The following is a 14,566-nucleotide window of genomic DNA, read 5'->3' as shown; positions in this document are numbered from 1 at the left end:
CCTAATGACTCAGCATGATCGTAACCTTTCACACTTAATTAAACAGACTAAATTCTGTAATTTTGGGATGTTGAAAAATTTACCTTACGTTGTTATTCCAGCGCATAACGCTGAAATCCAGATTTATAGAAACGAAAAAACTTGCTTGACAAGTTTCGCCGGCCCCCTTATTATGACAATGAAGGTATTCAGTTATCTTCATCTGTGCAGATTAAACAGCAAGAAAACAACGTAGTTGGCGTCTTATTTTTAATTTTTTGCACTATGTGCACCTTATGTCTTCACAACATTTCTAGGTTTTTACCTATATAAGCTGAAACGCGCTTATAAGTCGTTTAAGACAGTATAGTACGCCAATTTGCAGGATTAGGAAGTGAACACTAATTACCACGGGGTTTCTTTTGCCTTTTTTTCCATTTGGTAAGTTTCTTAATGTTTGTAGCTAAACGACAACCGTCATCCCGCTACGTGTTAGCGGGATCTCTTGTTAGCGGCTGAGATACCGCGAATGAATCGCGGTATGACGGTTAAGTATCCCGCTACGTGTTAGCGGCTAAGAGATACCGCGGCGGTATGATGGTTCGCGGCGGTATAGTATAGCTCTTCTCATAATAGTCAGAATAAAAAAGCAGAATCAACAGCTTGACGGAAAGACTTAAAAATAGGGATATTTTTTCTAGCTCTATTCTTTATAGCAAACCAATTATGCTCAATTTCGTTAAAGTCTGGAGAATATGGAGGAAGATAAAGAATTTCAGCACCAACTCCTCTAGCAAGATTATCTATTTTTTTAGATTTATGGAATGTAGCGTTATCAAGAATTACAGTTTGGCCAGACCTTAAAATTGGAGTTAAAAACTGCTCAAACCAAGCCTCGAAAACATCCTTATTGCAGTATCCTTCAAAGGTCAATGGAGCAATGATCTTCCTTTTATTTAGAGCTGCAATCATACTGACACGCTGAGTTTTTTTACCTGATTTTAATGAATGAAACCTCTCTCCTTTTCTGCAATATCCGTATGGGTAGTCTTCTGTATTATCTATTCCAGATTCATCAATATATACAAGATTTTCATGACGTTTTGTTGCTATAACCTTTAAAAATTGAGCTCGCTTTCCTTCATTTCTTTCTTTATATCCGTAGGTCTTTTTTTCTTGTAAATCCAATATTTTTAAGTGCGCGGTGAATCGTTTGTCGACTGATATTACCCCAGAGTTTAGCCATCTCTGACTGAGTTTTGCCACCATGGTTTTTTGCAAATTTGGTAAAAACATTCCAGTCAGTAATTTTATGGTTATATCCTACGCTTCCAGGCTTTTTTGACTGAAAATCTCCCGTTTCCTTACGCCTTTTCTGCCACTCATATAGAGTCGTTTTTCCAATTTTAAATCTCTCTGCAACAGTTGCTCTACTTTCTCCTTCATCCAATGCCTCCATTGCTTTTTTCCTTAAATCGTAACTATACGCTGCTGGCATACAAACCCCACTACCATAAATCCATATCTTAACTTGTTTGGATTATTATGAGAAGAGCTATAACTCGTCATCCCGCTACGTGTTAGCGGCTAAGAGATACCGCGGCGGTATGACGGTTCGCGGCGGTATAGTAACTCGTCATCCCGCTACGTGTTAGCGGCTAAGAGATACCGCGGCGGTATGACGGTTCGCGGCAGCATGACGATAAGCTCGTCATCCCGCTACTTGGATGACAGCAGATCACCTCTTCACAAAAATTTTATCAGTAATACGCATATCAATAATACTCCAATCGCTGAAAGTAAAATCAGTTGTATTGTGCAAGTGGTTTAAATAGTCCCATGCACTAGAAGGGTTATCTTCAGGCAGTTTCACTGTGGAATCGTTATCAAGTATGATATTCCATCTTCTATTCCCTATATAAGCAAAAGAAGAAATGTGGTTACTTAATTGAGTTTTACTCTCTAACACATCTCTAACAAATTCTAGGTTTGATAACGAGTTTTGTCCTGTAATTACAACAAGATCATCTACTGGATAGTCATCTACGATCACTTTGCCTTCGAAATCAATTACCGAGGTTTTGTTATTATCTTTCCAGAGAGCAAACGGTTTATGCTCATCTATATTAATATGTAGGGTATTGGGCAAAATTCTGTGAACTCCTACGTATTTTATCCATCTGCTTACGGATTGTATGTTACCGGCAAGTTTTGAAAGTGATATATACAGGATAGGTTGCGTTCTATCTGTCAAACTTAGAATGTCCTTTTTGTTTGTAAATTTGTTGCCGCTCACGACTACTTCATCGATTGAAAATCCATTGCTGAGTAATAAACTGGATAGGCACTCATTACACCAAGTAAAGTAGTAATTAAATCGATTTATTATTTTATCAAGTGAACTATAAAGTACTAATGTAAAAAAAAGCGCAGTTATAATAACGAAAGCGCACTTGCGCAAAAAACTCCTTTGGCTTCTAGTAATACTGCTCAACATGACTTAAATCCCTAATATTTTTGTGCTGCAAACTATCTTCAATAATAATTTTAACTAATTCATTAAAATTGATTCCTTTTGCCAATTTTGCAATTTCTGGCACTAACGATAACTCAGTAAAGCCAGGATGTGTATTAATCTCAAGCATTTTTAAAGTGTTATTTTTGGGATTATAACGGAAATCTGAGCGGGAAATAGTTTTACAGCCTAAAAATTGATGAATTTTCAGTGCGTGTTCCAAGGTCATTTTATATATATTGTCAGGAATTTCAGCAGGAAATATATGTTCTGCAAATCCATCTGTATACTTTGCTTCATAATCATAGAATTTATTTTTTGGTCGTATTTCCATAGTGCCAATTGCTTCATCTAGCAATACAGCAGTATGTAACTCTATTCCTGGGACATATTCTTCTATGATCATCAAGTCTCTTGTCATAGAGGTAGCTGACACTGGTTCTTTTTTCTGGATTCCAGTGTCAGCTACTTGAATGACATCAAGTATGATAGCGTCATTTTTAAATTTTAAATGGTCTTCATATGAGGAAACAATATGCACTCCGATGCTAGAACCTTCGTTAATTGGTTTTAAGACGTACGGATAATCGATTTTAATATTATTTTTTAGTAGATCTTCTTGGCTAATTACATAACCTTTTGGAGTGTCGATACTAAGGGATCGAAATATATGCTTTGACATCACTTTATTCATAGCAACAGCAGAAGCCATAACTCCTGAGTGTGTATATTTTATACCTAAGATTTCCAATAAACCTTGAATGCAACCATCTTCACCATAAGGTCCATGCAGAGCAATAAAAGTAAGGCCCGGATTAATCTTTTTAAGCTTTTCAACAATGTTGCTGTCAACATCTATTTCTATTGCATTATATGAAAGGCTATCAAGTGCCTTCTTTACGGCTTTTCCGCTCATAAGCGACACTTCTCTCTCGCAAGAAAATCCACCACTTAAAATTGCTATAGTTGGAATCATGGGCATTCTATGTTTTGCTATATAGCATATAGAAGATACTTTTATCTTCAATAAAAACCTGCTTCTATAGCTAAAAATTTATCAATGAATTAATATTAACTTAGTATTAAATAATGTTAAAAACTTAACATTATGATTATTTTCAGCAATAAAAACTAAAGGTTGTGAGAACCGTTCATTTTGGAATCTGTATACCTATCCTCAAAAGATTATGAACAGGTTCTCACGACTATAATTCATCTGGCGAGTGATCAGATAACATCTTGCTCCCTCTAACCCTTTTTCCTGATTAATTTTTGCTAGCGCTACTTGCTAGCCTATTAAGTGATAATCATGATTATAATCATCTAGCGGGTGATCAGTAGTTGTTATAACATCTTGTTGATCAGATTCCTTTAATTCTTTTTCCTGTTTCTCCTGATTAATTGTTGTTTTAGGTCTCTCTTCTGTATTTAACTCTCCTTGATTATTGTCTAATCCAATGTTTTTTAATTCTTCTGCTACATCTCTTATAAATTCGCCTCTTGGGAAAGAAGTGCCGTAATTTTTCTCATTATACAAATTTAGAGTAACATAAATCATTGTTGTCAAATCATTAGCTATAGACTCACTGTGATAATGGTATTCGTGATAATCCGCGGTAATAGAATCATAATCATCGTCAGACAAATTTGCTAAGTTGTTATATGTAAAGCCTTTAACAGTATGATCTGTGTTCATATCTAAATCATATCTCTCTTGGTAGGCATGAAAAATATAATTAGCGTATTTTTCAATCGTAAGGAGATCTTTCTCATCTAATTGATCGTAATGTATTTCATACTTAAATTTTGTTCCTTCAATATTGATTGTTTTTGAGTTTGGTAATACTACTTTATGCTTTGTTGGGTTTATACTCTCTTTAGCGTGATTTTCCATTTTGATGCCTCTAAATTTTATAATACTGTCATCCTACTAAAAGTTATATAATAATTCGTTAATTCTATATTTAACATAATCTTTCGTTGTTTCCAAGTAGATTATTATTAATCTAATATTAAATATTACTAAAAACCTAAATAATGCGACCATTTTCAATAACCAAAGACAAACAGGATAAGATATAAAAGAAGTTTCTTCCTCTTCAGCAGTATTACTCTAAATTTTCATCAAAATAAGCTGTTTTATCCTTTTTTTCCTTATACTCTTCTGCAGTATAGAGAGGTTGCTTTTTAGCTGTAATGTTTGGCCATTTTTGTGAGTATTCTACATTTATATCGTAAAATAACTTGAAAGTTTTTTGTTCGCTGCTCAGTAATTCTTCATCTAATTCTAAAATATCTTTTATGGAATCATCAGTTACAATTGCATCTACTGGACACTCAGGTATGCACACTCCGCAATCAATACATTCATCTGGGTTAATCACGAGCATGTTTTTACCTTCATAGAAGCAGTCAACGGGACATACTTCCACACAGTCCGTATATTTACATTTTATGCATTTATCTGTAACAAAATGCGTCATAAAACACTGTATATTTGTATTATCTTGGGTACACTAAATTGATAAGAAATTCAAGCCTTTTATGAAGATAAATAAATTGAACAACAAAGAATTAGAAGTATGGTTAAGCTTGGCTAGAACTATAGGACCAATAAAGTTTTTTAGTATACTAAGAACACATGGATCGCTAGATGAGGTGCTAAAATATCTCAATAGGGTGGCTAATAATAAGGTGTATGGCATTCAAGATGCACGAGAAGAAATCAATAATGCAGAAAGAATTGGAGCTAAAATTATACCCGCATGTGACCCAGATTACCCTGATCTTTTAAGAAATATCTCTAGTTGTCCTCCTATAATAACTGCGTTTGGTAATATATCATTATTAAGCCGTGAGATAATTGCAATAATCGGTGGGCGCAACTCTTCGATGAATGGAAGAAATTTTGCCAGTAAACTAGCACTTGATTTAAGCGAAGCTGGTTTTGTTATCGTTTCTGGACTTGCAAAAGGAATCGATACCGCAGCAAACAGTGTAATATACAAAAATCATCCCACTATTGCTGTTACAGCAAGCGGAATTGATGTGGTGTATCCAAAAGAGAATTTTGATCTATACAAAAAAATCACTGGGAACGGTGGTTTAGTAATTACTGAGCTTCCATTTGCTACTAAACCAAAGCCTCAGTATTTTCCTCAAAGGAATCGAATTATATCTGGTCTATCGCTGGGTGTTGTAGTGATTGAAGCATCGAAACGTTCTGGCTCTCTAATAACAGCAGATTTTGCTTTAAATCAAGGGAGAGAGGTATTTGCAGTTTCTGGTTTCCCTTTAGATTCACGCTGTAGTGGTAGTAATTATTTAATTAAAAACGGTGCTAAGCTTATCGAGTCCGCTGATGACATAATAGAAAGTGTTAGGTTTAGTTTACCTCCGCAGCAAAAAAACCTATTTAATGTTGAGCACTATGCTGTTAACCAAAAACAAGAAAAATTACAACAGGCAAAATCTGTTATAGTTGATCATATTAACTCTGTACCTGTTGATATAGATGAACTTATATTAGCAAGCGGACTTTCTGCCAACATAGCTCTAATGGCTCTTTTAGAACTAGAGTTGGAAAACAAAATAGAGCGTTCACCGGGGAATAAAATATCGTTAATTTTCTAGATTACTTTAGCTATAGCTAACCCAAGAAAGGTTTTCCTACGTCATACCGCCACGGTATCTTGGCATAGATTCCGCTAACAAGTAGCGGAATGACGAATTTTTGTTTTTCAAATTATCGGTAAACCTAAGTCACTTTAGCTATAGGTCAGTATGTCGTTTTACTAGATGTTCGTACAGATATATGCTTGACACTGGAATGATGCCATTTGCTATAGGATTCTTAGTTGCTGATTTTAGAATTGATAAGAGAAAACTTTTTTTCAACTTGTTGTATGATTTTATAAAAGTGATCGAAATCTAAGCTTGCACTGCCAATTAAAACTCCTGATAAATTTGAAATATTTAACAAATTTTCTATATTTTCTGAACTGACTGAACCACCATATGTAATGTGTTTTTTACCAGTACACAATTTTATTACCTCTATCACCTCAGCAATTGCATCATTATTTGGCACATGACCTGTGCCTATTGCCCATATTGGCTCATATGCTACGGTATATTCACCGTGTGTTGGCAAACGGTTTTTGCATTGATATTCTATTACTTCTTTTGTTTTTTCATTCTTATAATCTTCTGAATTTTCACCTACACAGATAATTGGGTGTAAGCCTGATTCTATTGCTATTTCCGACTTAAGTTTTATTTCACTATCTGTTTCGTTAGCCCTTTCAGAATGCCCAAGTATTACGTAAGTACACCCTAATTCCTTTAACATTTCTGCGCTAATTTCACCTGTGTAAGAACCAGATTTTTTATAATGGCAATTCTGTGCTCCTATATTAATATTATCGCTCAACTCTATACTGTCTGAAAATGCGGTAAATGGTGGACAAATCACTAGTCTAGAAGTAATCTCATTGTTCTTGTTATTAAGTTTGCCTATAAAGTCAACAAATGAAGACCGTGTTCCATTCATCTTCCAATTTGCTACTATTAAAAAGGACATCAACTTTACTTATATGGGCGAGAGTGCCGGCTGTCGGACTTGAACTGACAACCTACTGATTACAAGTCAGTTGCTCTACCAATTGAGCTAAGCCGGCGTTAAACACATTAATAATATACAATTATCAATGGATTTTAGTCAACTGATTTTTAAAATACTGTATAATGAAAATAATATGAGAAAATTTTTACTGAAGCCAAAAAAGAGTCTAGGGCAAAATTTTATTTTATCGAGTGAGATAATAAAAAGAATAGTCGTTTTAGCTGGCAATCTAGAGAATTTTAACGTCATTGAGATTGGTCCTGGATATGGTGCATTAACAAGAGAAATATTGGTGCATAATCCAAAGTCTCTACTTTCTATAGAAAAAGATAGAGATTTAGTAAAACACCATGACCAACTGCTAAATGAGCATCAAGGAAAGTATAGAATTATAGAAGCGGATGCACTGCATGTTATAGAAGAAGAGCTGATAGAGCGCCCAGTCAAAGTTATTGCTAACTTGCCTTACAATATCTCGATAGCGTTATTTTTAAATTGGTTAAATAATATAAAATTTTTTACGAACTTGACATTAATGTTTCAAAAAGAGGTAGCAGATCGCATTACGGCAAGACCCAATTCTAAAGATTATGGTTCCTTATCAGTGCTAAGCCAGTTACTATGTGATATAAAAAAGGAATTTGATATTGAACCTAAAGAGTTTTTTCCAAGGCCAAAAGTACATTCTTCAGTAATTACAGTAAATCCTTTGCCTACCCCAAAGTTTGCAGTAAATTTGGAAACCTTAACAAGATTAACACGTGCCGTTTTTGCTCAAAGAAGAAAGATGCTGAGAAATAGCTTGCAAAATATAACGAACCACGCTGAAACTGTCCTTGAAAACGCTAAATTGAGTGGAAACGAACGTCCAGAAAACTTAACTATTGAGCAGTTTTGTTTACTGGCAAATAATGTAGAATGCTTATTTTGCAAAAGTCCTATTGCAATTTAATTAATTGGCGTATAAGCTTTAAATAAAGCCTATGAAAAAAATGGAAGCTTGTTATTCGTTTGACGATATACTTCTTTTGCCAGCCTATTCTAATATATTGCCTTGCGATGCAGATACAAAAACTTATTTAACAAATAATATAGAACTAAATATCCCTCTCATATCCTCTGCAATGGATACTGTTACTGAATCGGGCTTTGCAATAGCTATTGCCCAACATGGAGGGATAGGTTGCATACATAAGAATTTATCAATAGATGAACAAGTTTTAGAAGTAAGAAGGGTGAAAAAATATGAAAGTTGGATCGTGTATAACCCAATTACGATTTCACCGGATAAAACAGTTGCGGAAGCAATTTCATTAATGAGAGAGCACAATTATTCTGGCATTCCTGTAGTCGATCAACTCAAGTTAGTTGGAATTTTAACTAACCGAGATGTGAGGTTTATTGAAGACCAGAACATGAATGTAAAAGTTTCCGAAGTGATGACAAAAGATAAGTTAGTGACAGTGCGGGAGCAGGGAGTGAATAGTGCCTCAGCAATGAAATTGTTGCATGAAAATAGAATAGAAAAGCTTTTGGTCGTAGATGAAAATTCTTGTTGTATAGGTTTAATTACGGTTAAAGACATTGAAAAATACAATAGATACCCAAATTCATGTAAAGACAGTAAAGGGCGGCTCAGAGTTACCGCTGCAATTGGCACTGGTAAAAAAGATGGTATAGAAAGATGTGAAGCTTTGATCGGAGAAGAAGTTGATGTAGTTGTTGTGGATACTGCTCACGGTCATTCCGAAAACGTTATCAATACCATTAGGGAAATAAAAAAGATGTATCCTAATACGCAATTAATTGGCGGAAACATTGCAACAAAGGAGGCTGCTGAAGCGTTGATTGATGCGGGTGTTGATGCAGTGAAGGTCGGAATAGGACCAGGATCAATCTGTACAACCAGAATAGTTACAGGTGTTGGTGTGCCACAATTCTCTGCAATCAAGAATGTTGCAGAGACGTGTAGAGCAAGAAACGTCAGACTAATTGCTGATGGTGGGGTAAAATACTCAGGAGATGTTGCAAAAGCTATTGCAGCTGGTGCTGACTCTGTGATGATTGGTTCGATTTTTGCTGGCACTGACGAAAGCCCAGGTGAGATTATCATGTATAAGGGCAGAGCATATAAAGGCTATCGAGGAATGGGATCTATTAGTGCAATGAAACGAGGTTCAGCTAGCCGTTATTTTCAAGATAAAGATTCAAAACTAAAATTAGTTCCACAAGGAGTGGAAGGAAGAGTTCCATTCAAAGGTCCAGCTTCAGGAGTAATCCATCAGTTGATTGGCGGATTGCAAGCTGCAATGGGGTATACTGGTAATAGGAATATAGAAGAGATGAAAAAAAATTGTAAATTTGTTACTATTACTGCATCAGGATTAAGAGAGAGTCATGCTCATGATGTAGTCATTACACAAGAAGCTCCAAATTACGCTTATCAAGCGTCCAATTTGTTAACCGATTCAGAGTAGTGACCGTTTATTATTTTGCACCCCAGTCTTTTTCAAATATTGCTAGCCCTTGGTCAGTAAGTGGGTGATTAATTAATTGTCTAAGTACTTTTGCTGGCACAGTAATTGAATCAGCACCAAGCCTTGCAGCCTCTATTACATGTGCTGGGCTTCTCACTGATGCAACAAGAACTTTAGTATCAAAACCGTAATTAGAATATATAGTACATATATCTTCTATTAGCGATAAGCCATCATAGCTTATATCATCAAGGCGACCAACAAAGGGAGAAATAAAACAAGCACCGGCCTTAGCGGCAAGCAGTGCTTGTCCAGGAGAAAAACATAATGTGATGTTAACAGGTATTTTATGCTCTGTCCACAACTTTTTACAAGAAATTAATCCTTCATATGTAAGGGGCAATTTTACCACAACATTATCAGCGATTTTCGCTAACTTAAGGCCTTCTTTAACCATATCTGCATGGTTATTTGCAACAACTTCAACACTAACAGGCCCCTTGATAATAGAGCATATTTCACGCACTAAATCCTCGTATTTATCTTTACGCCCGGACTTTGCTATTAAAGAAGGATTAGTTGTTATGCCGTCAATGAACTCCTTTAGTTCTTTAATTTCATTTAAATCAACGCTATCAAGAAAAATTTCCATATTAATCTCCCATAAAAAAAATACCCTTGCAAAATCTTGTCATCCAAACGCCCTCCTTTGTCATCCAAGTAGCTGACACTGGGATCCATCTTTTTTTTATTATGAACATTATATGCTCCTAGAATCTATTACCCATTGCATAATTTACAAATATTTTTACACCTAGATCCCAGTGTCACGCACTGGGATGACAAAGATGAATACTGGGATGACAGGGAAGAGAATACTGAATGACAGAAAAAAAAGCACTTGGATGACAAAAGTTGGGCTACTTGGATGACAAGACCGACTTTTTGCCTAAAATAACTAAGAAAGAAATTTCTCATCAAGATAACTTAAATATATACTAATTCTCTTATTTTTAAACGATTTCTCATCATGAATTGCACGATCAAAAACCTGAATTTGACTTGTTATAATGCTACAATTATTATTTGCAACTTCTAATACGCCACTATCAATTACAACCTTCTTTTCTGTTTGGTTACTCATTTTAACAGTAATCATACCAGGCAATAAATAAATTAAGTAAGGAGCATGGTGAGCTAAAATCATAAGCTCCCCTTCGAGCCCAATTACTGAAAGAGAAACCACTCCACTGAATGAAATTTGATCATCAGGAGAGAAAAATTGCACTTTAAAAGTATTCATAATCTTTAACTTTTATTTAGCTTCAGCTTGTATTAATTCAGCCTTTTTTATTGCTTCATCTATATTCCCCACCATATAAAAAGCAGCCTCTGGTAAGTGATCATATTTACCTTCAACAATCTCTTTAAAACTGGAAACAGTATCAGAAAGTGAAACAAATTTACCAGGCATACCAGTAAATATTTCTGCAACGTGAAAAGGTTGAGAAAGAAATTTCTGAATCTTACGAGCCCTATCAACAATAATTTTATCTTCATCAGATAGCTCATCCATACCAAGTATTGCGATAATATCCTGCAGTGATTTATAAGTTTGCAATATACGTTTCACCTCAGAAGCTACCTTATAATGTTCTTCACCAATGATTTCAGCAGATAAAGACTGAGAAGTTGAATCAAGTGGATCAACAGCAGGGTATATTCCCATTTCAGCTATTTGCCTTGACAACACTGTGGTGGCATCAAGATGAGAGAATGTAGTTGCTGGGGCTGGATCAGTTAAATCGTCCGCAGGAACATATATAGCTTGCACAGAAGTAATAGAGCCAGAAGTTGTTGAAGCTATTCTTTCTTGCATTGCACCCATATCAGTTGCAAGGGTTGGCTGATAACCAACAGCTGACGGTATTCTTCCAAGTAAAGCAGAAATTTCAGAACCAGCTTGTGTAAAACGGAAGATATTATCCACAAAAAATAGAACATCTTGGTTTTCACGGTCACGAAAATACTCTGCCATAGTAAGTGCTGTTAAAGCAACTCTAGCCCTTGCTCCAGGAGGCTCATTCATCTGACCATAAACCAAAACAGCTTGAGATTTTTCATGCTCATTTATATTTATTACATTTGAAGTGATCATCTCGTGGTAAAGATCGTTACCTTCACGCGTTCTCTCCCCTACCCCGGCAAACACAGAAAATCCTTTATGAGCTTTTGCTATATTATTAATTAATTCCATTATCAGGACTGTTTTACCAACACCGGCTCCACCAAATAAGCCAATTTTTCCTCCTTTAAGATAAGGTGCAAGAAGATCTATAACTTTTATTCCCGTAACTAAAACTTCTTCCTGTATTCTCTGTTCAGTAAAACTTGGAGGTGCTCTATGTATAGGCTCTAAGTTATATTTTCCCTTCAGTGGACCACACTCATCTATAAGCTCTCCAACAACATTAAAAATCCTTCCTAAAGTTGAACGCCCAACCGGAACTGATATTGGTGCGCCTGTATCAACAAATTCATCCCCCCTTGACATGCCATCTGTGCTATCCATAGCAATACAACGAACTATATTGTCACCTATATGCTGCGAAACTTCTAAAACCAGCTCCTTATCCTTATATTTTAGTTTGCTTTTTAAAGCATTAAATATTTTAGGCAATTCACCTTCAAATTTTATATCAACAACTGCTTGAGTTACCTTAATCGCTCTACCTATATTCATCTCTTTATTTTTATCACCCAACACTATAATTCCATAAAAGAACTTCTAAAGAAAATAAATCTTATATTATTAATAGAAATTTTGCAACATTAAAACGCTTACTAGTTACGCTTCATTACAAACAATGCAAATGCATTTAATAGCCAAGTAATAATAAACAATACTAAACTAAGCGCATAAGCAGCAAGAGTTTGTACACTATTGAAATCCTGATCTCCGGTAAGTAATGTAGCGATCTGCACGGTAATGGTAGTAACTGAATTAAGAGGGTTAAAAGTCAAATTTGCGTTGATTCCCACAGCCATTAGCACAATCATTGTTTCACCTATCACTCTTGAAATTGACAATAAAATTGCACTTAAAATTGTAGGCATTGCATAAGGTATTGTTATATGCCATATAGTTTCCGCTGGAGTTGCGCCAAGTGCCATGAAGCCATAACGCAAGCTTTTTGGAACAGATCTTATGGCATCTTCGAGTAAAGAAATAATAAAAGGAAGAATCATTATCCCAATCGATAAACCGGCAACTAAGGCACTTTCTGAGTGTATACTTAAACCAAAAAAATTTGCTACCTGCTTTATAAAGAAAGACAAGAACACAACCGCAAAATATCCATATACAACCGTAGGAATAGCAGATAAAACTTGCAAAGTTGTATTAACAATATAACGCACTTTCTCACTCGCATATTCACTAATATATATTGCAGAAAATAAACCAAGCGGAACGACAACTAACATTGCTATAATAGTTATAAGTAATGTACCTACTAAAAGCGGCGCTATACCAAAATATCCTATCTTCTCTTCATTGACAGTGACTACATTGTGGCCCCATTTCAAGCAAAACAAGAATTCTGAAATAGCTACTTTATTAAAAAAATTAATGGATTGAATAAAAATAGATAGCATTATAAATAAAGTGATAAAAAATGATATGGCCAAAGCCACAAATAACGAAAGTTTTATTATCTTATTTCTTTTATTTTTAAAGATAAAAGCAAGCATGAAAAAAAGTAACGCTATAGAAATAAAAGTTACAAAACAATTATTATAGAGTACTAACAACCAAGTTAGCATCCATACACAACTAAGATATAGATAAGATTTAACCTTATTTACTTCTTGAAACCTACTAAAACAAAATAAAAGGATTAGTAGGACAGGTATGACTATCACCGAATTCATTTTCCCATGCATCAAATTTTATTCTACGAAAATGTCATACAAGTTCACCATCATTTGACAATAAAGTAAAACAATTTAAAATAAATAATTATATTAATATAAAAACAATGAAGAGAACATTTCAACCAAAAAATTTGATAAGAAAGCGCAGACATGGATTTCGTTCACGTATGGCAACAAGAGCTGGAAGAAAAATCCTTAATAGGCGCCGTTCATTAGGGTGTAACAAATTATGCGCATAGTAAGTATAAAAAAAAAGATTTTTCCTTTGCTTTCAAAAATAAGTTAGCACTCAGCAGTCTTTTTTATCGTGGGCTTTATATATCACTGTACGCCATAAAAGAAAGAGAACCTGAAAAGTACACTCATACTATTAGAGTAGGTCTGGCTATCAGTAAAAAAGCCGGAAAAGCAGCAAAAAGAAATAAAATAAAAAGGCAATTACGAATGCTTGCTAAAATTAGCATTTTAAATATAAGCAATATAGGGCACTACTACATAATACTAACTCATAGAAACATTATGCAAGCAAATTATAAAAACTTACAAAAAGATCTAACTATTTGCTTAAAAAAGATAAAATAAAAAAAATCTCAATTAAGGTATTTACAACTATATTTTTTATGATAACATAAGTAAAATTTTTAAAATAAATTAACGGGTGTGGGTGTTTAATGGTAGAGAGTAGAAAAGAACAAGATAAAAATCTCAATATAAATACAAATAATGTTAAAGAAGATTTTTATGAATATAAAGAATCTAATTATCGTACACAATGGGAATTAGCATTTGAGCAAAGTCGATACTTAGAGCAGAATAAGAATAAGCCTAGACCACAATTATTAGATTTGAATATAGAAGCGACTTCTCGTAATAAAAGAATTATTAAAAGGCGATAAAAAGAAATTTTTATAAACTTGGCGGCGACCTACTCTCCCTTTTCAAGTACCATCAGCGCTAAAAAGTTTCACTTCCGAGTTCGAGATGAGATCGGGTGGTTCATTTTTGCTATAGCCACCAAGTCAATAAAAATTTCTA

Annotated in this window: 15 protein-coding genes, 1 tRNA gene, 1 rRNA gene and 1 pseudogene; 6 read left to right on the top strand and 12 right to left on the bottom strand. The window is 34.7% G+C overall.

What is annotated here, in order from left to right; genetic code table 11:
- Nucleotides 1–615: 615 nt before the first annotated feature.
- The 5 genes from ACFZP3_RS08315 to ACFZP3_RS08295 all read right to left on the bottom strand — a co-directional run bounded on the left by ACFZP3_RS08315 (nucleotide 616) and on the right by ACFZP3_RS08295 (nucleotide 4,977).
- Nucleotides 616–1,477 (bottom strand): IS630 family transposase gene (locus tag ACFZP3_RS08315; RefSeq protein WP_386086489.1). Its coding sequence is split into 2 segments (ribosomal slippage): nucleotides 616–1,153 and nucleotides 1,152–1,477, totalling 864 coding nucleotides; the frame shifts between segments, so codons are not numbered across the junction.
- A 240-nt stretch (nucleotides 1,478–1,717) separates the two neighbouring features.
- On the bottom strand, nucleotides 1,718–2,476 hold the full coding sequence (locus ACFZP3_RS08310) for a cell division protein FtsQ/DivIB (RefSeq protein ID WP_253309145.1): 759 nt from the start codon (nucleotides 2,474–2,476) through the stop codon (nucleotides 1,718–1,720).
- A complete protein-coding gene (locus ACFZP3_RS08305; RefSeq protein ID WP_253309944.1) occupies nucleotides 2,457–3,476 on the bottom strand; it encodes a D-alanine--D-alanine ligase in 1,020 nt (339 codons plus the stop codon). The genes ACFZP3_RS08310 and ACFZP3_RS08305 overlap by 20 nt, the downstream gene beginning before the upstream one ends.
- Nucleotides 3,477–3,782: 306 nt before the next feature.
- Nucleotides 3,783–4,388, bottom strand: a complete 606-nt coding sequence (locus tag ACFZP3_RS08300) for a hypothetical protein (RefSeq protein ID WP_386086868.1) — start codon at nucleotides 4,386–4,388, stop codon at nucleotides 3,783–3,785.
- A 214-nt stretch (nucleotides 4,389–4,602) separates the two neighbouring features.
- Entirely contained in the window at nucleotides 4,603–4,977 is a 375-nt protein-coding gene (locus tag ACFZP3_RS08295) for a ferredoxin family protein (RefSeq protein WP_010082601.1), read from the bottom strand.
- Between the two features lie 61 nt (nucleotides 4,978–5,038).
- On the opposite strand from ACFZP3_RS08295, the gene dprA reads away from it, so the two are divergent.
- Nucleotides 5,039–6,127 (top strand): DNA-processing protein DprA, encoded by a 1,089-nt coding sequence (dprA, locus tag ACFZP3_RS08290; protein WP_253309148.1) that lies wholly within the window; start codon nucleotides 5,039–5,041, stop codon nucleotides 6,125–6,127.
- A gap of 220 nt (nucleotides 6,128–6,347) precedes the next feature.
- Here dprA and ACFZP3_RS08285 read toward each other — a convergent pair whose 3' ends face one another.
- The gene (locus ACFZP3_RS08285) at nucleotides 6,348–7,076 is read right to left on the bottom strand and encodes a triosephosphate isomerase (RefSeq protein ID WP_265016707.1); all 729 of its coding nucleotides are present in this window, start codon (nucleotides 7,074–7,076) and stop codon (nucleotides 6,348–6,350) included.
- A 24-nt stretch (nucleotides 7,077–7,100) separates the two neighbouring features.
- Nucleotides 7,101–7,173, bottom strand: a tRNA-Thr gene (locus ACFZP3_RS08280).
- Nucleotides 7,174–7,251: 78 nt separating this feature from the next.
- On the opposite strand from ACFZP3_RS08280, the gene rsmA reads away from it, so the two are divergent.
- Both rsmA and guaB read left to right on the top strand, forming a co-directional pair.
- Nucleotides 7,252–8,070, top strand: coding sequence for a 16S rRNA (adenine(1518)-N(6)/adenine(1519)-N(6))-dimethyltransferase RsmA (gene rsmA, locus ACFZP3_RS08275; protein ID WP_386087112.1), 819 nt, complete (start codon nucleotides 7,252–7,254; stop codon nucleotides 8,068–8,070).
- Between the two features lie 31 nt (nucleotides 8,071–8,101).
- Entirely contained in the window at nucleotides 8,102–9,595 is a 1,494-nt protein-coding gene (guaB, locus tag ACFZP3_RS08270; RefSeq protein WP_386086869.1) for an IMP dehydrogenase, read from the top strand.
- Between the two features lie 10 nt (nucleotides 9,596–9,605).
- Here the strand turns inward: guaB and fsa are convergent, their stop codons facing one another.
- The 4 genes from fsa to pstC form a co-directional block, all read right to left on the bottom strand.
- Nucleotides 9,606–10,247 carry a fructose-6-phosphate aldolase gene (fsa, locus tag ACFZP3_RS08265; RefSeq protein ID WP_253309151.1) on the bottom strand — a complete coding sequence of 214 codons (642 nt, stop codon included), beginning with the start codon at nucleotides 10,245–10,247 and terminating at the stop codon, nucleotides 9,606–9,608.
- 306 nt (nucleotides 10,248–10,553) lie between these two features.
- Nucleotides 10,554–10,898 (bottom strand): F0F1 ATP synthase subunit epsilon, encoded by a 345-nt coding sequence (locus ACFZP3_RS08255; RefSeq protein ID WP_386086870.1) that lies wholly within the window; start codon nucleotides 10,896–10,898, stop codon nucleotides 10,554–10,556.
- A gap of 12 nt (nucleotides 10,899–10,910) precedes the next feature.
- On the bottom strand, nucleotides 10,911–12,338 hold the full coding sequence (gene atpD / locus ACFZP3_RS08250) for a F0F1 ATP synthase subunit beta (protein ID WP_253309946.1): 1,428 nt from the start codon (nucleotides 12,336–12,338) through the stop codon (nucleotides 10,911–10,913).
- Between the two features lie 101 nt (nucleotides 12,339–12,439).
- Complete coding sequence (gene pstC / locus ACFZP3_RS08245; RefSeq protein WP_264688474.1) at nucleotides 12,440–13,528, bottom strand: phosphate ABC transporter permease subunit PstC; 1,089 nt, start codon at nucleotides 13,526–13,528, stop codon at nucleotides 12,440–12,442.
- Between the two features lie 107 nt (nucleotides 13,529–13,635).
- On the opposite strand from pstC, the gene rpmH reads away from it, so the two are divergent.
- From rpmH to ACFZP3_RS08230, 3 genes and pseudogenes are all read left to right on the top strand, one after another.
- Entirely contained in the window at nucleotides 13,636–13,770 is a 135-nt protein-coding gene (gene rpmH, locus ACFZP3_RS08240; protein WP_006279898.1) for a 50S ribosomal protein L34, read from the top strand.
- A gap of 19 nt (nucleotides 13,771–13,789) precedes the next feature.
- Nucleotides 13,790–14,113, top strand: a pseudogene (rnpA, locus tag ACFZP3_RS08235) (ribonuclease P protein component); the annotation flags it as partial.
- An 89-nt stretch (nucleotides 14,114–14,202) separates the two neighbouring features.
- Nucleotides 14,203–14,427, top strand: coding sequence for a hypothetical protein (locus ACFZP3_RS08230; protein WP_253309152.1), 225 nt, complete (start codon nucleotides 14,203–14,205; stop codon nucleotides 14,425–14,427).
- A gap of 16 nt (nucleotides 14,428–14,443) precedes the next feature.
- Here ACFZP3_RS08230 and rrf read toward each other — a convergent pair.
- A 5S ribosomal RNA gene (gene rrf, locus ACFZP3_RS08225) occupies nucleotides 14,444–14,550 on the bottom strand.
- Nucleotides 14,551–14,566 lie beyond the last annotated feature (16 nt).

Source organism: Wolbachia endosymbiont (group A) of Norellia spinipes (assembly GCF_964273535.1).
Note: the sequence above shows the minus strand (reverse complement) of the source record. Positions and strands in the feature narration are given on the sequence as shown.